This is a genomic window from Micromonospora sp. DT68 (assembly GCF_049847245.1).
Classification (GTDB): domain Bacteria; phylum Actinomycetota; class Actinomycetes; order Mycobacteriales; family Micromonosporaceae; genus Micromonospora; species Micromonospora profundi.
In genome coordinates this window covers 324,038-349,063 of sequence record NZ_JBNCNZ010000006.1, presented here as the reverse complement: position 1 = coordinate 349,063, position 25,026 = coordinate 324,038, and the positions used below count along the sequence as shown (strand labels likewise).

Below are 25,026 nucleotides of genomic sequence, written 5' to 3'. Positions count from 1 at the left end.
GGCGGCGAGCTGTCACCCGCTCCGGCGGACCATGCTCGCGGCAAGCTCGGCTGAACTGTGGTCGGGCTCGACTCCGTCGGCCAGGATCACGTCGCCGGCGATGTGCCGTGTCCGGAACGGCTTGATCTCCTGATAGTCGCTGGAGTCGTACCAGGCGCGGGCCGTGGGCAGGTCGGGAAACTCGATGATCACCAGATGGCCCGGCCAGGTCCCCTCCAGGACCTCGACGTCGCCGCCGTGGACGAGGAACCGGCCGCCGAAGGGGGCGAGGGTGGCGTCGATGCGGCGCAGGTACTCCAGCACGTCGGCGTGGGTGGATGCGGTGCGCAGATGCGCAAGTCCGTAAGCGGTCATGGGGAGATGGTCTCGGGGCTGCCGGTGCCCTGTCGATTACCTCGCAGGTAATGGATCGTGCGCAGCCGCTGTCACTAGGGTCGAGGCGTGACGATCACGGCAGGGCCCGCGCGCGCCGTCGGGGAGTTGCTGCGCGACTGGCGCCGAACCCGCGGGATGAGTCAGCTCGACCTGTCGCTCGAGGCGGGGGTGTCGGCCCGGCATCTGAGCTTCGTGGAGACCGGGCGGTCGCGCCCGAGCCCGGAGCTGATCCTGCGGCTGGCCGAGCAGCTCGACCTGCCGTTGGCGGCCCGCAACACGATCCTGCTCGCCGGTGGCTACGCACCCGCGTACTCCACTCACGACCTGACCGATCCGGAGCTGGACCCGGTACGCGCGGCAGTGCGGCAGATCCTCGACGCCCACAGCCCGTACCCCGCTCTGCTCGTCGACAAGCACTGGCACCTCGTCGAGGCCAATCCGGCGGTGGCCCTGTTCACCGCTGGCGCCGACCCTCGCCTGCTGAGCCCACCGGTGAACGTGCTGCGGCTCAGCCTGCACCCCGACGGCATGGCTCCGCGCATCGTCAACCTGCCGCAGTGGCGCGCGCATCTGCTGAGCCGTCTGCGCCAGCAGGCCGTGACGAGCAACGATCCGATCCTGTACGACCTGCACGAGGAGCTTCGCGGCTATCCCGGCGGCCACATCCAGGAGACGCCGATCAGCACGGCGGTGTCACGCATCGTCGTTCCGCTGCGCTACCGCCATGACGGCCGGGAGCTGTCCTTCCTCAGCACCACCACCCTCTTCGGTACGCCGCTGGACGTCACAGTCGCCGGATTGGCCGTCGAGGCCTTCTTTCCGGCCGACCCGGCGACCACCGATCTGCTACGGGCCCTCGCCGGTTAGGAAGTCGTGGCGGTGCAGCGCCACGACTTGAGATGTCGTACGGCCAAGGCAGGATCAGTGCCATGCACGCACTTCCCTCCCGTCTGTCCGTTGTCACAGTGGGCGCGCGCGACGTGGGCCGGTTGCGGGCGTTCTACCGCTCGTTGGGCTGGCCCGAGTCGCCGGGCAGCGACGACAGTTGGTCGGCGTTCCTGCTCGGCGGCGTTCTGTTCGCGCTCTTTCCGCTGCCGGAGTTGGCCGCCGAGGCGGCACCCGGCGTGGCTGGTCCGGCCGGTGGCTGGTCCGGCGTGACCCTGGCCTGCAACGTCGACAGCCGGGCCGAGGTCGACACGGCCTTCACCGCGGCGGTTGCGGCGGGTGCGACTGTGGTCGCCGAGCCCACCGACCGGCCCTGGGGTGGGCGTTCGGCCTACATCGCCGATCCCGAGGGCAACCGTTGGGAGATCGCGTGGGCGGGCACGGCCCGCTTCGACGAGCGCGGCGCCCTGGTCTCCTTCGGGTGAGTGCCGTCGCGGCCGTGGTCCTAGGCTTCGGTCATGACGTCTTTTCCGGGGACCTTCGCCTCCGACGTGGTCAGCGCTTCCGCACAGGAGCAGTTCGAGGCGTTCATCGACGAGCACCGCCGTGCGCTCAACGGCTGTCTGGACGGGTTGACCGAGGAGCAGGCGCGCCGATCGTTGGTGCCGTCCCGCACGACGCTGCTCGGCCTCATCAAGCACGTCACGTTCGTGGAGAAGGTGTGGTTCGACGAGGCCGTCACGTGCCGGTCCCGCGCCGAGATCGGCATCCCGGCGACGCCGGACGAGTCATTCATCCTCGACGACGGTGACACCATCGCCAGCATCCAGCGGGCACACCGCGAGGCGTGCGAGGCGTCGCGCCGGGCGGCGGCCACCCTGGGTCTGGACGATGTGCTGCGCGGCAACCGACGCGGTCCGCTGCCGCTGCGCTGGGTCTATCTGCACGTGTTGCGGGAGTTGGCGCAGCACTGCGGGCACGCGGAGATCCTCCGTGAGCAGATCCTGAGCGAGTGAGGCGCCGACTACGATCGCCGCATGCCCGAGCTGGTCGCGCCCACCGTAGGCCTACGCGGGGCGTGGCTCGACGCGCATGACGAATGGGGTGCCGGCCTCCACGAGGATGGGTTCGGGTTACGGCCGACGGATGAGGTACGCACCCCCGACGGGTTCGCGGCCTGGGTGGCGCGGCTGACCGACCAGTCAGATCCGGCGACGCCGCTGGACGAGGGCCAGGTGCGGTGCACGTACCGGTGGATCGTCGAGGACGGCCGGGTCCTCGGTGGGATCGCGCTGCGGCACGAGCTCAACGACTTCCTGCTGCGGGTCGCCGGCCACATCGGTTACGGCATCCGGCCGTCCGCGCGACGCCGAGGTGTGGCGACCTGGGCATTGGGTCGGATGCTGGACGAGGCTCGGCGGCTCGGCCTGGATCGTGTTCTGGTCGTCTGCGTGGCCGACAATCTCGCGTCGGCCAGGACGATCGAACGGCAGGGCGGCGTCCTTGAGTGTGGCCCGGACACCGGCCTCGGCCCCGCGCGCCGCTATTGGATCACGCTCCCGGCAGCGCCCGGCCAAGCAGCGCGCAGCTCCCGCGTCAGTCGCTGATCCGGCCCGTGCCGGACGTGTCGGCCCGGGTGAGCAGGGCGTCGAGCTGGGCGGCTGTGCGCGCCGGCATCTCGCGCCGCTCGACCAGCTTCGCGATGCGTTCCCGCAGGTCGGCGATGTTACGCGCGCGGTCGCGTGGCCGGCGGTTGAGGTCGTCGAGCTCATCGCGCAGGTCCTCGGCGGTCTTGCGGTCGATGTCGCCGCGCGCCTGCGCCTGGGCGAGCACCGACGCGAATTCGCCGGTGACCTGCCACAGGCTGACCGGCACCTGCTGGCCGAAGGTCCGGGTCGGAGTCGGGGTCGGGGTCGGCGGGCTGCTGGTGGGCGGCGGTGCGGCCGGTGACGTCGGCCTCGGCGACTGTGTGGTGGGCGAGGACGCCGGGGAGTTGGTCACCGACGGGGCGGCGAGCTGCGAGGTATCGGGTGACTCGGGCGAGTCGGGGCCCTGGGTGAGCAGCGCGCCGAGTCCGACCACTGCCGCGAGGCCGGCGGCGGTCAGCACGGCGAGCGGCCGGCGGGAGCGACGCCGACGGGGTGCGGCGCCCGACGGTGCGAGGGACGGTGGGGTCGCCGAGCGGTCGATGAGCGTGGGCGGGTGGACTGCCTGGGTCGACGACGGGACGTGCGACATCTCGGTGGGTCGGTTGCCCGCGGCCGGAGCCGGCGACGGGAGGCGCACCATTTCGGTGGGCGGATGCGCTGCCGCCGGGTGCGGGAAGCCCAGCATCTCCGGCTCGACCGGCTGGGTGGTGCCGAACCGGCGAGCGAGACGCGCGGCGCTCGGGCGGTGGGCCGGGTCGGTGGCGAGGCAGGTGAGGGTGAGCTCGGCGATGTCGGCGGGCAGGCCGGGCACCCGCAGCGGCGGCACCGGCGTGCGCTGCCGGTGCACCTTGAGGGCGTCCTCCCAGCTCTGCACGGGCAGCGGTGCCTGGCCGGTGAGCAGGCGGTAGAGCAGCGCGCCGAGGGCGTACACGTCGCTGGCCGGGTCGGGCGGGCCGGCGGCGAGGCGCTCGGGGGCGAAGTAGGCAGGGGTGCCCATCAGCGGTTCGCCGGAGCGGCTGTCGAGGCCGCCGAGCGCGGCGATGCCGAAGTCGAGCACCTTGGCGCCGGTGTCGGTGAGCATGACGTTGCCCGGTTTGACGTCACGGTGCACCACGCCGATGCGGTGCGCCGCGGCCAGCGCGGCGGCGATCTGCCCGGCCACCCGGACCGCCTCCGGCCAGGGCATCGGCCCGGACCGCAGGCGATCGGCAAGGTTGTGCCCGTCGACCAACTCCATGACCAGGTACGGCACGACGACTCCGCCGGCCAGTGTCGCCTCGGCGTAGTCGTACACCTGGGTCACGTGCGGGTGGGTGAGCCGGGCGGCCGCGCGGGCCTCGCGCCGGATCGTGGCCATCAGGTGCGGGTCGGCGGCGAGCTGCCCGGCGAGCACCTTGACCGCGACGGGCCGGCCGAGCACCTCGTCGTCGGCCCGCCACACCTCGGACATGCCGCCGAGGCCGATCCGCTCGTGCAGCACGTAGCGGTCGTGGAGGCGGAGTGCGGGCGTGAACTGTGACATGGCCTCACCAGTCTGCCTGGCCCTTCCCCACTCGACCACCCGCGCCGCCCGGTGCCGACCCGCCCGTTCCCGGCGTACCGAAATGGGGTGTTGTGCGGGTGGCACCGGGCCTTGCGGGCAGGTCAGGAGCAGCGTGGGGTGGACGGCACCGGTCGCGGCTGGATCCGGTCGGCGAGCCGGTGCAGGGCACCGGCAGCGGCCTGCCGGGTCGGCGCGAGCAGCGCCCGGCGGGTCCGCTCGGCCTGGACGGGGGCGTCCGGTCGGGCCGAGTTGACGTGTCGGCTCATGGCGTCGAGAGCGGTGACGTATCCGGTCGGGAATTCCATGATCAACTCCTCGGGACAGGTCCGGTGGAGGACCGGACGATGAGTGCGGTGGGCAGCAGCACGTGACCGGCTGCGGGGTCCGTGGGTGGGTCGAGCAGCAGTTCGGCGGCGATCCGGCCCTTCTCCTCGGCCGGTTGCCGGACGGTGGTGAGGCCGGCGGTCGCGGCCTCGGGAACGTCGTCGAAACCGGTCACCGAGACCGGCGGGTCGGTGCCACCCGGCCGCTGGGCCAGCGCGTCGAGCACGCCCAGGGCGAGCACGTCCGAGCCGGCCAGCACGGCTGTCGGCGGCGCGGGCCCGTCGAACAGCCCGGCGACGGCGGCGACTCCTGCGGCCCGGCTGTTGCCCGCAGCGCTGACCAGTGTCAACTCGCCCCAGCCGACGCCGACCTCGGCGAACGCGTCGGCGAAGCCGGCAAGCCGGTCGCGGGTGGTCGGATGCCACACCTCGTCCGCCCCGGCCAGGGTGACCGGGCCGGTCGACGCGTCGGGCAGCACGGCGTCGGCGAGCAGGGCGACCCGGCGGTGGCCGAGGCCGGCCACGTGCGCGGCGATGCGGTAGGCCGCCGCGCGCTCGTCGATGCCGACGAACCGGTCGTCGGGGCCGGCGTCCTCGCGGGCCGCGGTGGTGACGAACGGCAGGCCACGCTCCCGGATCACGTCCAGCGCCCATTCCTCGTCGGCGGCGCAGTAGACGCAGAAGCCGTCGACGGCGGCGTTCTCCACCGCCCGCCGGGCGTCGGTCTGGGCAGGCGGCAGCGGCACCAGCAGCATGCTGGTGCCGTGCCGTTCGGCGGCGCTGCCGACCCCGGCGAGGAAGCGGACCGCGAAGGGGTCGGTGAAGGCGTACGACAGTTGCGAGGTGAACAGCACCCCGATCGAGCCGACGAAGCCGCGACGCAGGGAGCGGGCGGTGGGGTTGGGACCGGGGTAGCCGAGCTGCCGGGCGGCGTCGAGGATCCGCTCGCGCAGGGCGGCGGAGAGCTGGTCGGGGCGGCTGTAGGCGTTGGACACCGTGCTGCGGGAGACACCCACGGCCTCCGCGACGGCTTGCAGTGTTGGCCTCACCCGGCACCCCTCTGGATCGATTCAGAACTGTATCGATCCAGAGATTAGCGTGACACGTCGGCGTCGGTCAATAGCGACCCTTCAGGGCACCAGCACCAGACGCCCCCGCAGACCTCCGGCGGCCAGCCGCTCGTGCGCCGCCGCCACCTCGGCCAGCGGCAACCGGTCGGCCAGTCGCAGGCTCAACTGGCCGCTGTCGACAAGCGCTGACAACTCCGCCAACCGGGCGCCGTCGGCGCAGACCTCCTGAACGACGACCCGGGTGGCCCGCAACGGCGGTGGGGCGAACGGCGCCACCAGCGCCACGAACGTTCCCCCGCCCCGCAGCGCCTCGTGCGCCGCGACGCCGACGACCGCGGCGTCGACCACCGCGTCCACCCCACCTGGAACCACTGCGCGCACCGCCGCGCCCAACCGGTCCGTACGCGGCACGAACCAGTCGGCGCCCAGCCCGCGTACCAACTCCTCGTCCCGTGGGTCGGCCACCGCTACGGTCCGCACACCGCGCAGCGCCGCCAGTTCGAGTAGCAGACCACCCACCCCGCCGGCCGCCCCGGTGACCAGCAGCGTCCGCCCGGCGTCCAGTCCCGTGAGGGCGAGTGACCGCGCCGCTGTGAGACCGATGAGCGGCAGCGTCGCCGCCACCTCCGCGGCGACGGTACGCGGGGCTGCCGCGACCGCGTCCTCGTCCAGCACCACCCACTCGGCCTGGGCACCCGGCGCGGAGAGGACGTCCCGCAGCCCGATCACCGCGTCACCCACAGCGAACCGCCGCACCTCCGCACCGATCGCGTCCACCTCCCCCGCGACGTCCCAGCCCAGCGCCACGACCGGCAGCGGTGGCAGCAGGCCCGCCGCGCTCAACGCTCCACTGCGGGTGGACAGGTCGATCCGGTTCACCGCGGCGGCGGCGACGCGTACCCGCAGTTGGCCGACCCCCGGCTCCGGTCGGGGCACGTCGGCGATCTGGAGGACCTCGGGGCCGCCGAACCGGCGGACGATCACAGCTCTCATACCGGCGACGCTAGGAGCGCTAGTCTCCGGCGGGAAGGAGGCACCTTCGGGTGCCCTGGGCACCGGGAGGTACGCCATGGCCACCATGACCGCCGACGAACGACGCGAGCGGGAACGGCGTCGCTACAACGCCTTCCTGGCCGAATGCCCCGGTCACGAGGTGCTGGCGACGCTCAGCGACAAGTGGCTGACCCTCGTGGTGAGCGCACTTGCCGACGGGCCGCTACGGCACAGTGAGCTGGCCCGTACCGTCGCCGGGGCCAGTCAGAAGATGCTCACCCAGACTCTGCGCAAACTGGAGCGCGAGGGCCTGGTGAGCCGGACGGTGACCGCTGGCGTGCCGGCCCGGGTCGACTACCAGCTGACGCCGCTGGGCGAGAGCCTGCTGCCCGTGCAACGGGCCATCAAGGCGTGGGCAGAAACGCACATCGCCGAGGTGCACGAGGCCCGAGCCCGCTACGACGACGCGGGCACGCGTCAGTGCGGGTAGGCCTCCTTCAGCAGCCGGCCGAGGATTTCCGGAGTGCGCTCCGGCGGTTCGGCCTCCACACAGAGCCGTTCCATGGCGACGGCGTAGTAGTCGAGGTCGTCGCGCTTGTCCAGGTAGAGGGCGCTGGTGAGCTGTTCGATGTAGACGATGTCGGGCAGCTCCTGGTCGCCGAAGCGCAGGATGGTGAAGGCGCCGCCGGCCGCCGCGTGGCCGCCGGCCGCGAACGGGATGACCTGGAGTCGGATGTGGGGCGACCTGGTCGCCTCGATGAGCGCCTCGAGCTGCCCACGCATCACCTCGACGCCACCGATCGGCCGGCGTAGCGCCGCCTCGTCCACCACTACCCAGAGCTGCGGCGGACGATCGCGGCGCAGCAGTTGCTGGCGCTGCATCCGCAACGCCACCCGGCGATCGATTTCGGCCACGTCCGCCGCGCTGTGCCCGAGCAGGACGACCGCGCGGGCGTACTCCGGAGTTTGCAGCAGGCCGGGCACGAACTGCACCTCGTAGCTGCGGATCAGCGCCGCCGCAGCCTCCAGCCCCAGGTAGGACTGGAACCAGCTGGGCAGGACATCGCCGTAGCGGTGCCACCACCCTGGACTGTTGGCGTCCCGGGCGAGTTTGAGCAGCGACTCACGCTCCTGCCCGTCGGTGACGCCGTACAGGGTGAGCAGGTCGGCCACGTCGCGTTCCTTGAAACCAACGCGACCCAGCTCCATCCGACTGATCTTCGACTCGGACGAGCGGATCTCCCAGCCGGCGCCTTCGCGGGTCACCCCGCTGGCCTCCCGCAGCCGGCGCAGTTGGGCACCGAGCAACATGCGCAGCACTGTCGGCCCCGTTGTCGGGCCGCCCTCGGCGGGAACCATCGTCACGTGCGGGCCTCCGGTATACCGACCACTTGGTCGGGCATCCGGCCCGGCCGACGTGTAAGCATGCCATGGACCGTCGGTGAGATGAACTCCTCCGGAGCGGTGAATCAGTCCCGTTCCCGGGACCGGCCTGTCGGAGCGCTCAGTTGATCAGATGATCGAAGTCGCCGTCGCGGGCGCCGAGTACGAAGGCGGCGATCTCGTCCACTGTGTAGATCAGCGCCGGTCCCTCCGGGTGCCGGGAGTTGCGGACGGCGATGCCTGCTCCCCCGGGCAGTTCGGCGATTTCGACGCAGTTGCCGCTGGGGTTGCTGCGACGGCTCTTCAGCCAGCTCAGCGGGGGCAACTGATGGATCGGAACGCCATTGGGTGGCTGCTGCATGGGAGGCGTCTTTCTGCTCACGAGCCCGCCGGTGCCCGTGGGAGGAGCGGTTGACGGCGAGGGTGCGGTATCGACATCGGACGTATGCACGTGCATCTGCTATTGCATCTGCACCGGACGGCGAGCATGATAACGCACGTGAACGGTGCTTATCCGTTCACTTTGAGTGACCCCACTGTGGGCACCAACGGGGAGAAATGGGCCCGACGCGGCACCGCGCCGCGTCGACCGAGGCTGGAGGCGGTCGCGGCGATGGGAGGTCTCGTGCCGGATCCGATGAGCGTCGCCTCCGGCATCTGTGCGGCGGGAGCGCTGCTGTCATCCTGGCAACTGCGCCGCCGGGCGCTGCGCGCCGAGGCCGAGATCGAGCACCTCCAGGCCGAGCTCGCCGCCGAACGGCACGCCGCCAGCCACGACCCACTCACCGGGCTGCCAAACCGGCGTGCCTTCTACCGCCTCGCTGCCGCGCTCCTCACCGACGCCGCCGGCCAGCCGCTGATCGCCATCGTGCTCGACCTCGACGACTTCAAGCAGATCAACGACCGGTACGGGCACGCCGCCGGCGACCAGGTGCTGATCAGCGTCGCCGACCGCCTGGCCGGCTTCGCCGGGGACAACCTCGTCGCCCGCCTCGGCGGTGACGAGTTCGCCGGCCTGCTCGCCAGCCCGACCGTCGACCGGCGCTGGATCGAGCACGCCACCCGCCGGCTCAGCGAAACCGTCGCCGCACCGATCCGGCTCAGCGGATGCAGCAGCGTCCGGGTCACAGCCTCCGTCGGGCTCGCCCCGGTGACCGGCCCCGCCCAGCTCACCGAGGCGCTCAGCCGCGCCGACGCGGCCATGTACCAGGCGAAGAGCCTCTCCGGCGCCCGCCCGGCCCACCAACTCACCGACCGTACCCGCCTCGTGGAGCGCTGACCGTACCCGCGCCTGGACGCTCAAGCCGGCGGCTGTACCGGGGTCGGTCTTTACTGCGGTTGGTCTTTACCGGGGTCGACCTTTACCGGCGTACGGTCAGCGCCAGCCGTAGCCGGCGCGCAGCGCCTGCCCGACCCGGTCGAACCGGGGCCGGTCCAGCACGGCGCCCTCCCGGCGGATGCTGTCCTCGCGCATGGTGAGCACCCGGTCCAGCCGGACCCAACTGGGCCGGTTGTCCCGGTCCCACTCGCCCGGGCCGAGCGCGAACCAGTGCCGCTGCCCGTCCCGGTCGCTCTGGCTGGACAACATCAGCCCGAACAGGGTCCTGCTGTGCCGTCCCACCACCAGCACCGGACGGTCCTTGCCCTGACGAGGGTCGTCCTCGTACGGCACCCAGGTCCAGACGATCTCCCCCGGGTCGGCGTGGCCGTCCTGCTCGGGGGCGTACGTCAGCTCCCGCCGCTGCAACGCGCTGACCTGCCGGGGACGGGCCACCCGTGCGGGAGCCGGCCCGGACCGTCGGGGCGACGGGATCGCCGCGCCGACCCGGGAGATGCGTTGCGCCACGTTCCTCAACAGACCAGCCACGGCGGGCAGCCTACCGGCCCCGGTCCGAGCGCCCGGAGCCGGTGCTGCGGCAGACTGGCCCGATGAGCGACCTGCCCGACGACCTGCCGGTGTGGGAGCGGCGCGCGGTACGTGTGGTGGTCTGTGACGCCGACGACCGGGTGTTGTTGTTTCACACCCGCGACCCGGACCATCCACGGTTGGGCACCTGGTGGGAGCTGCCCGGCGGCGGCATGGACCCCGGCGAGACGTACCGCGACACCGCCGTCCGAGAACTGCGCGAGGAGACCGGCATCGTGGTCACCGGCGACCAGGTGGGTGCACCGACCTGGCGACGGCGAGCGAGTTTCCTGCACCGACAGCTGCGTCACGTCCAGGACGAGGTGGTCGTCGCGGTGCGGCTGGCCGGGCCGGGGCCGGACGTGGACGAGGCACACCGGCTCGACTACGAGCGGGAGGACTACTTCGGCTTCCGATGGTGGCCGCTGCCGGAGGTCGTTGCCAGCTCCAGGCGGTTCTACCCCGGCCGGCTCCCTGAGCTGATCACGCCGTTTCTGGCCGGCGAGAGCATCGACGAGCCGTTCGAGCTGTGGTCGTGACCCGACCGCCGGTGAGGATGCCGGACCGGAGCGCGGCAGGCAGAGTGGGGGCATGACGACCGACCTGCACGGGCCGCTGTCCGCGTACGCCGAGCGGCTGCACACCACGATCGGCGACCGGCACCACGTCGCCTCCCCGCTCGGCGCCTGGCTGCTGCTCGCCCTCAGCGCGGCAGCGGCCAACCCCGACCCGGCGGTGAGCTCCGACCGAACGAGCAGCCCCGACCCGGCAGGTGGCTCTTACCCGGCGGTTAGTTCCGACTCGACGGCCGGATCTGAGGCGGCAGCCGATCGGCTGGCGGCGGCTCTGGGCACGGACCTGCTCACCGCGGCGGGGGTCGCCCGCGCGCTGCTGGACACGCCGCATCCGCTGGTCGCGTCCGCAACGGCGCTGTGGCACCGACCGGGTCAGAACCTCGACGGTACGGCCGGGTGGCGGGCGGCGTTGCCCGCGACGACCGAGGTGGGTGCGCTACCCGATCAGGCTGGGCTGGACGCGTGGGCGCGCGAGCACACCGACGGGCTGATCGAGACCTTCCCGCTGAAGGTCAGCCCGGACGTTGTCTTCGCCCTCGCCAGTGCTCTCGCCACGCGGATCTCGTGGGCCGAGCCGTTCGAGGTAGCCGACGCCCGTACGCTCGGCCCCGGCAGCGTCTGGGCGCGTGACCTGCGCCGAATCCTGCGCAGCCCGGGGCACGGCCACCGGTGCGCCATCGTGACGACCGCGCGGGCCGGTGACGTGATCATGCATGCCGCGCCGGCGCAGACAGCCGACGGGGCGGGGCTCGTGGTGCTCTCAGTCGCCGCCGCGCCGGAGGTGCCACCGGCGGACGTGCTGGCCGCCGCGTACCACCTCAGCGCCGGCCTGGTAGACGGCGCCGAACCGGACGGACGCCGGTCCCTGTTCGACCTCCCGCTCGGCGATACTCCCCTGTGGACGATTCGGGAGGAGCAGGTACGGACCCGGGCCCGCGACGGCCGCGAAGAGCGGCACAGCGCGGTGCTTCCCTGCTGGTCGGCCCGCAGCGACCATGACCTGACCCCCGAGTCGCTGGGCTTCCCGGCCGCCACGGCGGCGCTGGCACGAGCGCTGGGCCAGCCAGTGCGGGGCTTCGAGGCGCGGCAGGTGGCGATGGCCCGCTACGACCGGTACGGCTTCGAGGCTGCGGCGGTGACCGGCATGTTCGGGACGGTGAGTCTTCCGCCGGAGGGCGTGGCACGCATCGCCGAGCTGCGCTTCGGCCACCCCTACGCCGTGGTGGCCGTAGCCACCGACACCCGAGCGGGCGGCGCCGGGGGCTCGTCGTGGCACGGGGTGCCGGTCTTTTCCGCCTGGGTCGCCGAGCCCGAGGACCTATCCGGCGCCTGACGGCGTTCGCCGTCCACGATCCACTCGGGCTTCTTGGAAATCGCGGTATCCAAGGGCCTTGGATACCGCGATTTCCAAGAAGCCCGAGTGGATCTACCCGCGAGCCCAGGGCGTCAGATGTCGGGCAGAGTGGGCGGGCCGGTCGTGGCGTCGCCATCGCCTGGCAGTCGTGCCACCATGTCGCGGAACTCCCGTACGGTCACCGTCTCGCGCAGGGTCGCGAAGACCGCCCCGGTGCCGGCCCGTGCGGTAGCCGGGTCCACCCCGGCGCGCTGACCCACCCGGCGGAGGAACTCCGCCGGTCCGGCGTCCACCTGAGGCGGGGGCACAGCAGGCCCACCGACTTCGAGACCCACGCCGGAGTCGAACCCGTCGACGCCGGCACCCGCCCCGTCGACACCACCGGCCGGGCCGTTGGCCAACCCGACCTCATCCGAGGGCAGGCCAGCCAGATCCGAAGGCAAGCCGGGCAGATCCGAGGACGGGCCCGGCACGTCAGAGGGCGGGCGCGACACATCCGACGGCGGGGGCGGCGCGAAGTCGTTCAGATAGCCGTCCACCTGGTCCGGAAGGTGCCCGACCAGGTCGTCGGGCACACCGCCGGTGACGCGTTCGGCCATCGTCTGGAGTACGGCGCGGGCGAGGGCGGCGGCCTGCTCGGTCGGCAGGCCGGACCGTCGGGACACCGCGTCGATGAAGTGCGGAAACCCGCTGCCGCCCGCGCTGTCGGTCACGCCCGGCGGTTACCCACGGCCGGTGCCGGCAAACAGCGCTGCCAGCGCAGGCGGTGCCGGCAAAGGACGCTGCCAGCGCGGGCCACCGTCGCCGGTGCCGGCAAACGGCGCTGGCCGCCGTCGCTAGGGCCGACACGGAGGGCTACACCTCGTCGGCGAGCAGGTCGAGCACGAGCGCGGCGGTCCAGCCGAACGCCGCCGAGCCCAGGCCGGCGCCGCTGTCCGGGTGGAAGTACTCGTGGCAGCCCGCCCCGGCGACCAGCCCGATCATCGACCGGCGCAGCCCAGCCGCCAGCTCGGGGTGCCCGTGCGCGAGCAGCCCGCGCCGCACCAGCCAGCCGATGTTCAGCCAGCTCGGCCCGCGCCAGTAGCGCAGCGGCTCGAAGTCGGGTGCGGTCCGGTCGTGGCTGGGCAGCGGGCGGTCCATCCGCGCGGCCACCCCGAAGCGCGCCGAGCGGGCCTCGACGACAAGCGCGTCGGCCTGTGCGGTGGGCAGGTCGGGCAGGATCAGCGGCGTCAGCCCGAGCACGGTACGCGCACCGAGCAGCCGTCCGGCACGCACGTCGCGGGGTTGGAAGGTGCCGGTCGCCGGGTCGTACAGCCGACGTACCAATGCTTCGGTGATCCGGGTCGCGCGGACCCGGTGCGGCCCAGGGTCGGCGCCGATCAACGCGGCGATCTCGGCGAGGGCGTGTTCGGCGGCCCCGAACGCCGCGTTGAACAGCGGGCACTCCACCAGGAAGGGGTGGTCGGCCAGCGCGCGGTCGGCGTAACCGTGGTCGCGGTAGGCCGCGACGATCGCCAGGTAGCGCGCATAGTCGAGGTCCGTGGGGCGGTGCGCGGCGTCGGCGTGCGCGGTGTCGTGCCGACGGTACGCGCGCATCACCGCCGCCTCGGCGGGTACGGCGGCCATCGGGTCGTCCCAGGCGGGGCTGTTGTCCAGCCCGGACTCCCACGGGTGCACGATGCAGACAAGCCCGTCGCCGGCCACGTCCCGCCGGTCGGCGAGGTAGCGCTGTTGGGCGACAAGCGCCGGGTAGAGCTCATGCAGGGCGGCCAGGCCGACCGGCTCGGGTGCCCTCCGGTACGCCAGCAGCGCGGCGAGGGCGTGCACCGGCGGCTGGACCAGGCCGGAGGTGTGCCCGGCGGGCGCCCCCTGGGCGTCGGTGGAGCGCCACAGTTCCGGTCCGGGGAAGTACGCGCCGACGCGCAGCGCGGGGTTGAACACGATGTGCGGCACCCGCCCGTCGGCCCACTGCGCCCGAAAGAGGCTTGCCAGCTCCCGCCAGGCCCGCTCGGGGCGGACGTGGGCCAGGCCGACCGCGATGAACGCCGAGTCCCAACTCCACTGGTGTGGGTAGAGGGTGCGCGACGGCACTGTGTGGTCGTGTTCCCAGTTGGCGTCGAGGGTGGTGACGGCGAGCTGACGCAGCGCGCCGAGGTCGGTCGGCCCGCCGGTGCGGGTCGGGGCGGCGGTCATGCCGCGGCCCGCCGGGGCAGCGCGTGTCGCAGCACCGTGGCGGCCTGTTGCAGGGCCCGGACCGGGTCACCGCGCAGGCGGCACTCCAACGCCAGCCACCCCCGGTAGTCAAGCTCCAGGAGGGTTCGCACGAGCGCCGGCCAGTCCAGGTGCCCGGCACCCGGCTGGTAGCGGTTGGAGTCGCTGACCTGCACGTGCCCGAGGTACGGCGCGGCGGCACGCAGTGCCCTGTGCACGTCGTCCTCCTCAATGTTCATGTGGAAGGTGTCGGCGACCACCCGGACCGATGGCACGCCGACCGCCGCGCAGAGGGCTGCCGCTTCGTCGAGGCGGTTGACCATGTGGTCCTCGTACCTGTTGAGAGGTTCGAGAAAGAGGGTGACCCCCTCGGCCCGGGCGTGCTCGCCCAACTCGCCGAGGGCGTCGAGGAGCACCAGCCGGTCGCCGGCCGGCGGGCGCGGCGGCTCGAACGGTGGCAGCCGGCGGGAGAACATCCCCCACGACGCCGGGGTCATCACCCCGACGCCGCCCAGCTCGGCGATCACCGACAGCTGGGAGCGCAGGTTGGCGACGGCGTCGGCGGACCGGGCGGGGTCGAAGTCGCCGATGAAGTGGTCCATCTCGACGCATACGGTGGGCATCACCACCCCTGCGGCGCGGGCGCGGCGCAGCTCGGGCAGCCGGCGGGCGAACGCGCCGTCGCCGCGCCCGCGCAGCTCGATGCCCTGGTAGCCGAGGGCGGTGGCGAGAGCGTACTTCTGGATCAGGTCGGTGCCCGGCAGGAGTTGTTCCTGGCAGGCGAGCGCGATGGTGGTCATCTAGAACCTCAACACCACTTGGAGGACGTCACCGGCGCCGCTGTCGAGCAGCGCGAGGGCGTCGGCGACGGCGCTGGCGTCGACGATGTGGCTGACCAGCGGCAACGGGTCGACCCGATGCTCAGCCACCAGCTCCATGAAGGTCTGGGCCACCCGATCGCCTGTCCACCGGCCGGCCATGCTCGGCGCGGGGGTGGGGCCGGAGACCTGGGCGGCCACCAACTGGATGCGGTTGTGGTGGAACTCTTCGCCGAGGCCGAGCCCGTCGGCCTGGCCCTGGTAGAAGCCGGCGGCCACGACCCGGCCGGCGTGTGCGGTGGACCGGATGGCCTCGTGCAGCGCCGGGTACGCCCCGGACAGCTCCAGGCAGACGTCCGCGCCCCGGCCACCGGTGGCCTGACGCAGCACTGTGGCGGCGGACGCGACGCTGGCGTCCACAGTGGTCCGTGCGCCGTAGCGGGCGGCGTACTCCAGGCGGGTGGGCACCCGGTCGACGGCCACCACCCGGGCGCCGGAGAGTACGCCGAGGCGGGTGGCGAGCAGGCCGATGACGCCTTGGCCGAAGACGCCCACCCAGTCGCCGAGGTGCAGGTCGGCGGCGAGCACCGAGGTCAGCGCGATGGCGCCGGGTCGGGCGAAGACCGCGGCCAGCGGGTCCAGGCCGGCGGGCAGTGGACGGACGGCGTCGGCGGCGAGCACGGCCTCGGCGCGATGCCCCCAGATGCCCCACACCAGTTGCCCCGGGTGCCGGTCGGTGACCTCCGGCGCGACTTCGACGACCTCGCCGACCTCCTCGTAGCCGAACCCGATCAGCGGGTAGGGCACCGGGGTCTGCCGAGGGACGAACATCCGGGCGGCGTCGTCCCAGTCTTTGCTGAGCCGGGGGTTGCTGCCGCGGTAGAGGGTCAGCTCGGTGCCGGCCGAGATGCCCGAGTAGCAGGTACGGACCCGGACCTGGCCGGGGCCGAGCGGATCCGGCGGGCAGGGCTCGAGGCTGATCTGCCGAGGCCCGGCGAGGGAGACGACCCAGTTGCCCATGTGTCACATCCCGGTAGCACTGGGCTCCAGGATAGCAAAAAATCGCTATATGTCTTGTCATTGATCAATCGAAGGGGTTGAATCCGGCATGTACCCTTCGAGAGGAGTGCCACCGATGTCAGCACCTCCGAGGCGGATACTCGCCACCACCCTGATCCTGGCACTGACCGCGTCCACACTGCTGGCCTGCGGGGACGACGGATCCGACAGCAACAGCAAAAAGATCACTGTTTGGAGTCTGGAAGACGTCGCCGACCGGGTCACCGCCACCAAGGCGATCATCGCGGACTTCACCGCCAAGACCGGGATCCAGGTCGACCTGGTCACCGTCAACGAGGACCAGTTCCCGTCCCTGATCGCCGCCAACGCCGCCGCCGGCGACCTACCCGACGTGGTCGGTTCGGTGTCCCTGGCCGGCATCCGTACGCTCGCGGGCAACGAGCTGCTGCACGCCTCGGCGAACGCGGAGGTCGTCGACAAGCTGGGCAGGCAGACGTTCTCCCCCCGGGCGCTGGAGTTGACCGCCGACGACGGCAAACAGCTCTCCGTGCCCAGCGACGGCTGGGGGCAGCTGCTCGTCTACCGCAAGGACCTGTTCGCCGCCGCCGGCCTGCCCGCCCCCGACACGTACGAGCGGATCACCGACGCCGCGGCGAAGCTGAACACCGGCGGCGTCGCCGGGATCACCGCGGCGACGGCGCCCAGCGACGTGTTCACCCAGCAGACGTTCGAGCACCTGGCGCTGGCAAACGGCTGCCAGCTCACCGACGACTCCGGCGGTATCACCCTCGATTCGCCGCAGTGCGTCGAGGCGTTCCGCTTCTACGGCGACCTGATCCGCACCAGCTCGGTGAAGGGCGCGCAGGACGTCGACACCACGCGGGCCACCTACTTCGCGGGTAAGGCGGCAATGGTGATCTGGTCGCCGTTCATCCTCGACGAGTTGGCCGGGCTGCGCAGCGACGCCAAGCCGACCTGCCCGCAGTGCCAGGCCGATCCGGCGTTCCTCGCGAAGAACAGCGGGTTCGTCACCGCGATCAAGGGCCCGAACGGCACCGAACCGGCCCAGTATGGGGAGATCAGCTCGTGGGCGGTGCTGGACGGCGCGGCTGCCGATCCGGCGAAGTCCTTCGTGGAGTACATGCTCGGCGACGGCTACCCCCGCTGGTTCGGCATGTCCCCCGAAGGCCGCTTCCCGGTCCGCAAGGGCACCCCGGCCCAGCCGGAGGCGTACCTGACCGCGTGGAACATCAGCCAGGCCGGCGTGGACACCAAGAAACCCCTCGCCGATGTGTACGGCGACGAGGTGCTCGCCACCCTGCGCCGCAGCCCGGACACCTTCGGTCGGTGGGGGCTCAGCCAGGGGCAGGGCAAGCTGGTCGGCGCGATGCTCGGCGAGCTGCCGGTGCCCGAGGTGCTGGGCGACCTCATCGGCGGCAAGTCCGACGCGGCGGCAGCCGCCGGCCGGGCCAGGAAGGACGTCGAGGCGATCAAGGCGGGCGTCAATTGACCACCACCGCGCCCGACACCGGCCGCTCCCCCACCGGGGAGCGGCCGGCACCGCCGAAGCGCCGGCCGCTTACACTGCGCCGCCGTGAATCCCGGGCCGGGCTGGCGCTCGTCGCGCCGACGCTGCTCGTCACGATCGCTGTCATCGGCATCCCCATCGTCTGGACCGTGGTGCTCGCCTTCCAGCGGGTCCGGCTCGCCACCCTGCGCAAGACCGGGCTGTTCGGCGAGTTCACGATGGACAACATCGACAGGGTGCTGCACACCCCCGGCTTCGCCGAGACGCTGTGGGTGACGCTTCTCTACAGCATCGGCGGCACCGTCGGGTCGATAGTGCTCGGCCTGGTCGCGGCCCTGGTGGTCCGCCGGCCCTTCCGGGGCCGGACGCTGGTCCGGGCGTCCATGCTGCTGCCGTACGTGGCGCCGGTGGTCGCCGTGACATTCGTCTGGCAGGTGATGCTCGACCCGCAGCTCGGCATCGTCAACGACTGGGGGCAGCGCCTGCTGGGCTGGGACGCGCCCGTGCCGTTCCTGTCCCAGGAATCGACAGCACTCGCCACCGTCATCGTGTTCGAGGCGTGGCGGTACTTCCCGTTCGCCTTCCTGTTCCTGCTTGCCCGCCTCCAGGCGGTGCCCGGCGAGCTGGAGGAGGCCGCCCGGGTCGACGGCGCCACACCCACCCAACGGTTCCGGCACATCCTGCTGCCGCAGTTGCTGCCGGTCATCGCCCTGCTGGGGGTGCTGCGCTTCATCATGACGTTCAACAAGTTCGACGACGTCTATCTGCTGACCGGCGGGGCCGCCGGCACCGAGGTCGTCAGCGTGCGGGTGTACGAGTTCCTCACCGCGCGTACCGACATCGGCGCCGCCGCCGCGCAGGCGGTCGTGCTGGCCGTGGTGCTCATCGTGTTCGTGCTGATCTACCTGCGGTTCTTCGGACGGAGGGTCGGCTGATGGACAGGGACGTCGTCGAGACGGTGAGCCTGCGCTGGCTGCGCCGCCTGGTGATCGCCGCGTTCCTGGTGGTCACCGTCTTCCCCTTCTACTACATGCTGGTGCTGTCGGTACGCCCCATCGAGCGTCTGCTGCTCGACCCCGGCGCGCTGGTGGTCGGCTTCGGTGAGCTGACCGTCGCCACGTACGCCGAGGTGCTCAAGGCCACCGACGACGGCGGCCAGGGTTTCCTCACCTTCATGCGCAACAGCGGCCTGGTCGCCGTCGCGGCGACAGTGCTCACGCTGCTGGTCGCGATCCCCGGCGCGTACGCGGTGGCCCGGCTGCGGTTCTTCGGTAGGCGGCAGGTCGACTTCCTGTTCCTCGCGGTCTACCTGTTTCCGTCGATCGTCATCGCGATCCCGCTGTTCGTGGTCTTCACCAGGGCCGGGCTGCGCGGTTCGCTGTTCGGGCTGGTGCTCGTCTACATCTCGCAGACGCTGCCGGTCTCGGTCTACATGTTGAAGAACTACTTCGAGACGATCCCGGTCAGTCTGGAGGAGTCCGCCGCCATCGACGGCGCCGGTCGGCTCGGCATCATCCGCCGGGTCAGCCTGCCGCTCGCCGCGCCGTCGATCATGGCGGTCGCGCTCTACGACTTCATGATCGCCTGGAACGAGTTCCTCTTCGCCCTGCTGTTCCTCGTCGACAAGCCCGACAGGTGGACGGTGTCGCTCGGGCTGTCCCTGCTCGCCGACGGCGTGGAGGTGCCCAAGACGGTGCTGATGGCCGGGTCGGTGGTGCTCACCCTGCCCATCGTGATCCTGTTCTTCGCCAGCGAACGGCTGCTCACCGAGGGGCTTACCAGCGGCGCGGAGAAGGGCTGAGCGGCAACGGTTGCCGGGCCGGCTGCTCCGGGTCGCCGGTGGCGACCCGGCCGGCCCGGCTACCGTGACCGGTATGGCCAACCCGACCCGCTGGGCGACCGACACCGGTCCGGAGCACTCGCAGTGGTACATCGACCGGTTCCGCAAACTCGCCGCAGAGGGGGCCGATCTGGCCGGCGAGGCCCGTCTGGTCGACACCCTCGTCGCGCCCGGGTCGCGGATCCTCGACGCCGGCAGCGGCACCGGCCGCGTCGGTGCCGCGCTGGCCGCGCGGGGCCACACCGTGGTCGGCGTGGACGCAGACCCGGCGCTGGTGCAGGCCGCCCAGGCCGACTACCCCGGTCCGCGCTGGCTCGTCGCCGACCTTGCCGAACTGGACCTTCCGGCGCTCGGCGAGGTCGAGCCGTTCGACGCCGCAGTGCTCGCCGGCAACGTCCTCGCGTTCGTCGCCGTCGGCACCGAGCCGGAGGTGCTGCGTCGGATCGCCGGGCACCTGCGCCCGGACGGCGTGCTGGCGGTGGGTTTCGGCACCGAGCGCGGCTACCCGTTGACAGCGTTCGACGCCGACGCGGTCGCCGCCGGGCTGCGCCTGGAGCACCGCTTCGCCACCTGGGACCTGCGCCCGTGGCGCGACGAGGCAGACTTCGCCGTCAGCGTGCTACGCCGCCCGGCCAGCTGACACCCGGGTTGGTCTGGATCACGCCGGGGCCGCCACCGCCCGCGCGGCGGCCGGGTCCAGGGTCGCGCCGGCCGGCACTAGGCTGACAAGGCCGGCGGGCAGCCGCACCGGAGGCACGTCCCGGTAGCCGAGCATCGCCAACACCTCCCGGTCGGCGAGGACGTACCGCCGGCCCAGGTCGGTGACCACGGACACCGCGCCGCCGGACGCTCCCGGCGCCGCGGCGGCCTCGACGACCGCGCCGCGACCCGGCTCCACCACCACGTGGTCGGCCAGCACGGCACCGCCGGCCGGCGCGGTACGCGGCACGGCGGCCAGGTCCGGCAGGCGTACGCCCCAGCGCACCTCGCCGGCACCGCCGTCGTCGCCGACGCGGGTGCAGACCGCCGGGCCGTCGGCGGCGGCGAGTCGGGGTGGCGCCGGCGGTGGGGCGGTCGGGCCGCTGGGCGCGAGGTCCGGCATCGTGGGCAGCGCGGCGAACCGACCGAGCGTCATCGGCTCCGGCTCGCCCTGACCGGTGCGGGCCAGCAGCAGCCCGGCCTGCAACTCGGTGATGCCGGCAAGCCCGCCGTCGAGGGCTACCGCGTACTGCCTGCCGCCGCCGGAGTTGCGCACCAGGAAGACGTGGCCGATCGTCGCGCCCGGCACCCCCGTTGCCGGACGGCCTACGCCGGGAAGCGCGAGCGGGGCCAGGTCGACGCCGGCGGGCAGCGAGTTGAGCAGGGCCGGCGCCACCGGCACCGCCCGGGCGCTCGTGGTGGCCAGCGCCGCCAGCACCCGGCTGGGATCGCGGACCAGGTAGCGGCGCTGGCGCCACACCAGGTGCAGGCCGCCGTCCGGGTGGCGCAGCAGCAACGCGTCGTCGCCCAGCGGTCGGCCGCCAACGGGTTCGGTGCCGATCAGCAGCGCGGAGCGGGGCTCGTCGCCGCCGATGATCGACGAGCAGACCGTCCAGGGCGAGGTCGCGAGCCGTCCCGGCGCCGGCAACGAATCCGGTGCGTCGGCGATGCCCAACGGCAGCCCGCGCGGCACGCCGTCGATCGAGCGGCGGGACACCAGCACGGTCCTGGACTGGTCCGCGCCGACGATCAGCAGCGCCGAGGCGTAGTTGAGCACCGGGTGCAGCCGCTGGTCGCGGTAGACGAAGCGGGCGCCGGACTCCTTCTCCACGATCACCGCGCCCGGATCGCGCCAGCCCTTGCCACCGCCGGCGAACAGGCCGTACAGCGCGAAGCCGCCAAGCCCGATCGCCGCGACCAGAACGCTTGCCAGAGCCGCCCCCGCGAGCCGTCGAAACGGTGACTGCGCCGGGTCGGTCTCCCGCATGACAAGGGCGGCGACCGCCCGCTGGACGCTGAACTGGTAGGAGTGCAGCTGGTCCTGCCGCGACGGCATGAAGGTCCCTCCGCTGGATCGGCCGGCCACAGAATATGCGTTGCGTCGATGTCCCGCGGACCCTGCGTGGCCGAGGATCGCCCGAGCGGTAGCATCCGGGGACGAATCCGGCGGCGGGAAGGCACCAATGGGCGCGCGTTTCGAGGAGCTGGCCTGGCGGGAGACCCCGATCGGAGCGATAAGCCTGCGTCGCCGCCGGGACCCGGCATTGCAGGTCGAGGTGTACGAGGTCAAGCTCGACGACGAGTACCTGATGTCCAGCCTGTTCCCGGTCGCGGAGATCGAGCTGGCACGGCTGGGCCTGGCCGAGCTGACAGGTGACACGCTCGACGTGGTGGTCGGCGGCCTCGGTCTGGGCTACACGGCGTGCGCCGCGCTGGACGACCCGAGGGTGCGGTCACTACTGGTGGTGGAGGCCATCGAGGACGTGATCGACTGGCATCGTCGCGGGCTGCTGCCGTTCGCGGCGGGACTCGCCGAGGACCCACGGACCCGTTTCGTACGCGCCGACTTCTTCGCCTCGGTGGCCGACGACACCGGATTTCGCACCGCGCCGGATCAGCGGTTCGACGCCGTGCTGCTCGACGTCGACCACTCACCCCGCAACGTGCTGCACCCCAGCCATGCCCCGTTCTACACGCCGGACGGGCTGCGGAGGCTCGCCGCGCTGCTGCGCCCGGAGGGCGTCTTCGCCCTCTGGTCGGACGATCCGCCGGACGCCGAGTTCACGGCCGCGCTCACCGAGGTGTTCGCGACCGCGCGGGCGCACGTGGTGCCGTTCGCCAACCCGCTGACCGGGGGCCAGTCCGCAAACACCGTCTACGTCGCCCGCATGGCGGCCTGAGCCGACTTCTGCGCCCCGTTGCGCATACTGCCGCCCGGCCTGGGAAGAAGATCAGGAGTCGCCGCCGTAGGCGGGCCGGTCACGGGAGGTCGAGATGCGTGCCATGCTCTGGGTTGTCGCCGTGGTGGCCGGCGTGCTCATCCTGCTCGGGCTGCTCCTCGAAGCCGTCCGCTGGCTGGTCATCATCGGGCTTATCGCGCTCGTCGCGGTGATCGTGTGGGGCGTGGTCAAGGGACGGCAGGCCATGCACCACCAGAGCCGTCGACGGTGAGGCGGCTGCCGTTCAGAACCAGTCCGTGCGCATGTCGAGCGTGGTCCGGTCCCGGCTCTCCAGCAGGTCGAACTGGGGGCCGGTGCGGGGCAGCTCGACGGTGAAGAAGTAGCGGGCCGCCTGCCGCTTGCCGGCGTGGAACGCGTCCCCGCCCCCGTCCGGCGGCAGCGCCAGCCACTGCTCCAGCCACATCCACGCGATCACCACGTGCCCGACCGCCTCCAGGTAGGCGCTGGCGTTGGCCAGGGCGAGCACGGGGTCACCGTCGGCCCACAGTCGACGGGTGACCGCAACGATCCGGTCCACCGCGCCGGCCAACCGGTCGGCCAGTTCGGCGGTTTCCCCTCCGGCCTTGCGGCCCCGGGTGACGGTGTCCCCCATCGTCTCGGTCAGCAGGAGCAGACCCGCGCCGCCGTGCATGGTCATCTTGCGTCCCAGCAGGTCCAGCGCCTGGATGCCGTGGGTGCCCTCGTGGATCGGGTTGAGCCGGTTGTCCCGGTAGTGCTGCTCCACGTCGTGATCGCGGGTGTAGCCGGCACCGCCGAGCACCTGGATCGCCAGGTCGTTGGCGGCCAGGCACCACTGCGACGGCCAGCTCTTGGTGATCGGGGTGAGCACGTCCAGGAGCAGGTGTGCGCGCTCGCGGTCGGCCTGCTCCTGGGCGGTCTGCTGCTCGTCGAGCAGCCGGGCGCAGTAGAGCACCAGGGCCATCGCGCCCTCCACGTAGCTCTTCTGCGCCAGCAGCATCCGCCGTACGTCCGGGTGATCGATGATCGGCACCTGTGGCGTGGTCGGGTCCTTCGCGCCGACGGGCCGGCCCTGCGGCCGCTCCCGGGCGTACTGGAGGCTCTTGAGGTAGCCGGTGTAGCCCAGGGCTGTGGCGCCGGCGCCGACGCCGATCCGGGCCTCGTTCATCATGTGGAACATCTGGGCGAGCCCCTGGTGTGGCGTGCCGACCAGGTGGCCGACCGCGCCGGGGCTACCGCCCGGGGTGTGCCCGCCGTCGCCGAAGCTGAGCAGGGTGTTCGTGGTTCCCCGGAACCCCATCTTGTGGTTGAGGCCCGCGAGCACCACGTCGTTGCGGTCGCCGAGCGTCCCGTCCTGCCCGACGAGCACCTTGGGTACGACGAACAGCGAGATGCCCTTCACCCCGGGTGGTCCGCCGGGGATTCGCGCCAGCACCAGGTGGACGATGTTCTCGGCCAGCTCGTGATCACCGCCGGAGATCCACATCTTGGTGCCGAACAGCCGGTACGTGCCGTCCGGCTGTGGCTCGGCGCGGGTGGTGATGTCGGCGAGCGAGCTGCCCGCGTGCGGCTCGGACAGGCACATGGTGCCGTAGAACCGGCCCTCCAGCATGGGCCGCACGTAGGTGTCGACCTGCTCCGCGCTGCCGTGGGCCAGCAACAGGTTCGCGTTGCCGAGGGTGAGCATCGGGTACGCCGAGGTGGCCACATTGGCAGCCTGGAACCAGGCGAAGCAGGCGGCGGCAACGGCGTGCGGCAGTTGGAGGCCACCGACCGAGGCGTCCAGCCCGGCGCTGAGCAGACCGGTCTCGGCGAAGCTGTCCAACGCGGCGCGGACCTGCGGGATGAGCCGTACCCGCTGCCCGTCGAACGTCGGCTCGGCGAGGTCGGCGGCCCGGTTGTGCGTGGCGAACTGCTCGGTGGCGACCCGCTCGGCGAGGTCCAGCGCGTCGTCGAACGTCTCCCGGGAGTGCTCGGCGTAGCGGGGACGCTCGACGAGGTGGGACACCCGCAACCAGTCGTGCAGCAGGAAGTCCAGGTCGCGGCGTGAGAGCAGGGTGGACGGCACGGCACTCCTCGGTGGGCGCGGACGGCAGGCCGGTGGGTGGGCGGCTCCGGCCCCATCCTGGCGGATCCGGCGGGCGCGCACCACACCGCCGGAGCCGGTCGGCGCACATCGACGAGCGGGAATTGTCACACCTGGCGGTTAGCGTCACCGACCGTGACCAAACCCGGAGATGTCAGTCCCGACGTCCTCGACCGGCTCCGGCCGATCTGCCTCGGGCTGCCGGAGAGCTATGAGGAGCCGGCCTGGGTGGGCACCCGTTGGCGGATCCGCAAACGGACCTTCGCCCATGTGCTGACCGTCGATCCGGCCCGCCAGCCGGCCCACGCGCGCGCCGCCGACGCGGATTCGCCGGCCTGCCTGCTGATCTTCCGCTCGCCACCTGACGAGATCGCCGGGCTCGTGGCGAGTGGGCATCCGTTCTACAAGCCCGATTGGGGCCCGACCGTGCTGGGCATGGTCGTGGACGACGACACGGCCTGGGACGAGGTGGCCGAGTTGCTCACCGAGAGCTACTGCCTCCTCGCGCCGAAGCGGCTCGCGGCACAGGTCGACCGTCCCGGTCCGCCGCCCGGTTGATCCCCGACTACA

At 72.2% G+C, this 25,026-nt stretch carries 29 protein-coding genes; 15 read left to right on the top strand and 14 right to left on the bottom strand.

The window, feature by feature from the left end; genetic code table 11:
- Positions 1–12: 12 nt before the first annotated feature.
- Positions 13–354, bottom strand: coding sequence for a DUF1330 domain-containing protein (locus tag ACPXB1_RS14180; protein ID WP_355597248.1), 342 nt, complete (start codon positions 352–354; stop codon positions 13–15).
- A gap of 87 nt (positions 355–441) precedes the next feature.
- On the opposite strand from ACPXB1_RS14180, the gene ACPXB1_RS14175 reads away from it, so the two are divergent.
- The 4 genes from ACPXB1_RS14175 to ACPXB1_RS14160 all read left to right on the top strand — a co-directional run bounded on the left by ACPXB1_RS14175 (position 442) and on the right by ACPXB1_RS14160 (position 2,867).
- Entirely contained in the window at positions 442–1,242 is an 801-nt protein-coding gene (locus tag ACPXB1_RS14175; protein ID WP_355597250.1) for a helix-turn-helix domain-containing protein, read from the top strand.
- Positions 1,243–1,304: 62 nt separating this feature from the next.
- On the top strand, positions 1,305–1,745 hold the full coding sequence (locus ACPXB1_RS14170; protein ID WP_355597252.1) for a VOC family protein: 441 nt from the start codon (positions 1,305–1,307) through the stop codon (positions 1,743–1,745).
- 33 nt (positions 1,746–1,778) lie between these two features.
- The gene (locus ACPXB1_RS14165; RefSeq protein ID WP_355597254.1) at positions 1,779–2,276 is read left to right on the top strand and encodes a DinB family protein; all 498 of its coding nucleotides are present in this window, start codon (positions 1,779–1,781) and stop codon (positions 2,274–2,276) included.
- 21 nt (positions 2,277–2,297) lie between these two features.
- Positions 2,298–2,867, top strand: coding sequence for a GNAT family N-acetyltransferase (locus ACPXB1_RS14160; RefSeq protein ID WP_355597256.1), 570 nt, complete (start codon positions 2,298–2,300; stop codon positions 2,865–2,867).
- Here the strand turns inward: ACPXB1_RS14160 and ACPXB1_RS14155 are convergent.
- From ACPXB1_RS14155 to ACPXB1_RS14140, 4 genes are all read right to left on the bottom strand, one after another.
- Positions 2,857–4,431 (bottom strand): protein kinase domain-containing protein, encoded by a 1,575-nt coding sequence (locus ACPXB1_RS14155; RefSeq protein ID WP_425735379.1) that lies wholly within the window; start codon positions 4,429–4,431, stop codon positions 2,857–2,859. The two genes, ACPXB1_RS14160 and ACPXB1_RS14155, sit on opposite strands and share 11 nt — an antisense overlap.
- Before the next feature lie 122 nt (positions 4,432–4,553).
- Positions 4,554–4,757, bottom strand: a complete 204-nt coding sequence (locus ACPXB1_RS14150; RefSeq protein ID WP_355597260.1) for a hypothetical protein — start codon at positions 4,755–4,757, stop codon at positions 4,554–4,556.
- A 2-nt stretch (positions 4,758–4,759) separates the two neighbouring features.
- Positions 4,760–5,824: a LacI family DNA-binding transcriptional regulator gene (locus ACPXB1_RS14145; RefSeq protein WP_425735378.1), complete on the bottom strand. Its 1,065-nt coding sequence runs from the start codon at positions 5,822–5,824 to the stop codon at positions 4,760–4,762.
- Between the two features lie 81 nt (positions 5,825–5,905).
- Positions 5,906–6,838 carry an NADP-dependent oxidoreductase gene (locus tag ACPXB1_RS14140; RefSeq protein ID WP_053656868.1) on the bottom strand — a complete coding sequence of 311 codons (933 nt, stop codon included), beginning with the start codon at positions 6,836–6,838 and terminating at the stop codon, positions 5,906–5,908.
- Between the two features lie 76 nt (positions 6,839–6,914).
- On the opposite strand from ACPXB1_RS14140, the gene ACPXB1_RS14135 reads away from it, so the two are divergent.
- Positions 6,915–7,328 carry a winged helix-turn-helix transcriptional regulator gene (locus ACPXB1_RS14135; RefSeq protein WP_425735377.1) on the top strand — a complete coding sequence of 138 codons (414 nt, stop codon included), beginning with the start codon at positions 6,915–6,917 and terminating at the stop codon, positions 7,326–7,328.
- Here ACPXB1_RS14135 and ACPXB1_RS14130 read toward each other — a convergent pair.
- Both ACPXB1_RS14130 and ACPXB1_RS14125 read right to left on the bottom strand, forming a co-directional pair.
- A complete protein-coding gene (locus tag ACPXB1_RS14130) occupies positions 7,316–8,203 on the bottom strand; it encodes a helix-turn-helix domain-containing protein (RefSeq protein WP_157552628.1) in 888 nt (295 codons plus the stop codon). The genes ACPXB1_RS14135 and ACPXB1_RS14130 overlap by 13 nt on opposite strands.
- A 139-nt stretch (positions 8,204–8,342) precedes the next feature.
- Positions 8,343–8,582 carry a DUF397 domain-containing protein gene (locus ACPXB1_RS14125; protein ID WP_053656862.1) on the bottom strand — a complete coding sequence of 80 codons (240 nt, stop codon included), beginning with the start codon at positions 8,580–8,582 and terminating at the stop codon, positions 8,343–8,345.
- A gap of 264 nt (positions 8,583–8,846) precedes the next feature.
- On the opposite strand from ACPXB1_RS14125, the gene ACPXB1_RS14120 reads away from it, so the two are divergent.
- Complete coding sequence (locus ACPXB1_RS14120; protein ID WP_053656974.1) at positions 8,847–9,500, top strand: GGDEF domain-containing protein; 654 nt, start codon at positions 8,847–8,849, stop codon at positions 9,498–9,500.
- Between the two features lie 96 nt (positions 9,501–9,596).
- Here the strand turns inward: ACPXB1_RS14120 and ACPXB1_RS14115 are convergent, their stop codons facing one another.
- Entirely contained in the window at positions 9,597–10,088 is a 492-nt protein-coding gene (locus ACPXB1_RS14115; protein WP_053656860.1) for a type II toxin-antitoxin system PemK/MazF family toxin, read from the bottom strand.
- 62 nt (positions 10,089–10,150) lie between these two features.
- On the opposite strand from ACPXB1_RS14115, the gene ACPXB1_RS14110 reads away from it, so the two are divergent.
- Together ACPXB1_RS14110 and ACPXB1_RS14105 are read left to right on the top strand one after the other, a co-directional pair.
- Complete coding sequence (locus ACPXB1_RS14110) at positions 10,151–10,666, top strand: NUDIX hydrolase (RefSeq protein ID WP_425735376.1); 516 nt, start codon at positions 10,151–10,153, stop codon at positions 10,664–10,666.
- Between the two features lie 52 nt (positions 10,667–10,718).
- Positions 10,719–12,035: a hypothetical protein gene (locus ACPXB1_RS14105; RefSeq protein ID WP_355628662.1), complete on the top strand. Its 1,317-nt coding sequence runs from the start codon at positions 10,719–10,721 to the stop codon at positions 12,033–12,035.
- A 113-nt stretch (positions 12,036–12,148) separates the two neighbouring features.
- Here the strand turns inward: ACPXB1_RS14105 and ACPXB1_RS14100 are convergent, their stop codons facing one another.
- From ACPXB1_RS14100 to ACPXB1_RS14085, 4 genes are all read right to left on the bottom strand, one after another.
- Positions 12,149–12,769: a DUF2267 domain-containing protein gene (locus ACPXB1_RS14100; protein ID WP_053656855.1), complete on the bottom strand. Its 621-nt coding sequence runs from the start codon at positions 12,767–12,769 to the stop codon at positions 12,149–12,151.
- A gap of 142 nt (positions 12,770–12,911) precedes the next feature.
- Positions 12,912–14,249 carry an MGH1-like glycoside hydrolase domain-containing protein gene (locus ACPXB1_RS14095; protein WP_425735375.1) on the bottom strand — a complete coding sequence of 446 codons (1,338 nt, stop codon included), beginning with the start codon at positions 14,247–14,249 and terminating at the stop codon, positions 12,912–12,914.
- Positions 14,246–15,067, bottom strand: coding sequence for a sugar phosphate isomerase/epimerase family protein (locus ACPXB1_RS14090; protein ID WP_053656851.1), 822 nt, complete (start codon positions 15,065–15,067; stop codon positions 14,246–14,248). Before ACPXB1_RS14090 ends, ACPXB1_RS14095 begins: the two co-directional genes overlap by 4 nt.
- A complete protein-coding gene (locus ACPXB1_RS14085) occupies positions 15,068–16,105 on the bottom strand; it encodes a zinc-dependent alcohol dehydrogenase (RefSeq protein ID WP_425735374.1) in 1,038 nt (345 codons plus the stop codon). It abuts the gene before it with no gap.
- A 115-nt stretch (positions 16,106–16,220) separates the two neighbouring features.
- Between ACPXB1_RS14085 and ACPXB1_RS14080 the strand changes: the two genes are divergently transcribed.
- From ACPXB1_RS14080 to ACPXB1_RS14065, 4 genes are all read left to right on the top strand, one after another.
- On the top strand, positions 16,221–17,615 hold the full coding sequence (locus tag ACPXB1_RS14080) for an ABC transporter substrate-binding protein (protein ID WP_425735373.1): 1,395 nt from the start codon (positions 16,221–16,223) through the stop codon (positions 17,613–17,615).
- The gene (locus ACPXB1_RS14075) at positions 17,612–18,568 is read left to right on the top strand and encodes a carbohydrate ABC transporter permease (RefSeq protein ID WP_053656846.1); all 957 of its coding nucleotides are present in this window, start codon (positions 17,612–17,614) and stop codon (positions 18,566–18,568) included. The genes ACPXB1_RS14080 and ACPXB1_RS14075 overlap by 4 nt, the downstream gene beginning before the upstream one ends.
- Positions 18,568–19,434 carry a carbohydrate ABC transporter permease gene (locus ACPXB1_RS14070; protein WP_053656844.1) on the top strand — a complete coding sequence of 289 codons (867 nt, stop codon included), beginning with the start codon at positions 18,568–18,570 and terminating at the stop codon, positions 19,432–19,434. Before ACPXB1_RS14075 ends, ACPXB1_RS14070 begins: the two co-directional genes overlap by 1 nt.
- 73 nt (positions 19,435–19,507) lie before the next feature.
- The gene (locus ACPXB1_RS14065; RefSeq protein ID WP_053656972.1) at positions 19,508–20,113 is read left to right on the top strand and encodes a class I SAM-dependent methyltransferase; all 606 of its coding nucleotides are present in this window, start codon (positions 19,508–19,510) and stop codon (positions 20,111–20,113) included.
- 18 nt (positions 20,114–20,131) lie between these two features.
- On the opposite strand, the gene eccB is transcribed toward ACPXB1_RS14065, so the two are convergent.
- Positions 20,132–21,508: a type VII secretion protein EccB gene (eccB, locus tag ACPXB1_RS14060; protein WP_053656842.1), complete on the bottom strand. Its 1,377-nt coding sequence runs from the start codon at positions 21,506–21,508 to the stop codon at positions 20,132–20,134.
- A 127-nt stretch (positions 21,509–21,635) separates the two neighbouring features.
- Between eccB and ACPXB1_RS14055 the strand changes: the two genes are divergently transcribed.
- Positions 21,636–22,352 (top strand): spermidine synthase, encoded by a 717-nt coding sequence (locus tag ACPXB1_RS14055; protein ID WP_053656840.1) that lies wholly within the window; start codon positions 21,636–21,638, stop codon positions 22,350–22,352.
- Between the two features lie 94 nt (positions 22,353–22,446).
- Positions 22,447–22,623: a hypothetical protein gene (locus ACPXB1_RS14050; RefSeq protein WP_197281562.1), complete on the top strand. Its 177-nt coding sequence runs from the start codon at positions 22,447–22,449 to the stop codon at positions 22,621–22,623.
- Between the two features lie 12 nt (positions 22,624–22,635).
- Here the strand turns inward: ACPXB1_RS14050 and ACPXB1_RS14045 are convergent, their stop codons facing one another.
- Positions 22,636–24,438: an acyl-CoA dehydrogenase gene (locus tag ACPXB1_RS14045; RefSeq protein WP_425735372.1), complete on the bottom strand. Its 1,803-nt coding sequence runs from the start codon at positions 24,436–24,438 to the stop codon at positions 22,636–22,638.
- 153 nt (positions 24,439–24,591) lie between these two features.
- On the opposite strand from ACPXB1_RS14045, the gene ACPXB1_RS14040 reads away from it, so the two are divergent.
- Positions 24,592–25,014, top strand: a complete 423-nt coding sequence (locus ACPXB1_RS14040; protein WP_053656836.1) for an MmcQ/YjbR family DNA-binding protein — start codon at positions 24,592–24,594, stop codon at positions 25,012–25,014.
- Positions 25,015–25,026: the final 12 nt, after the last annotated feature.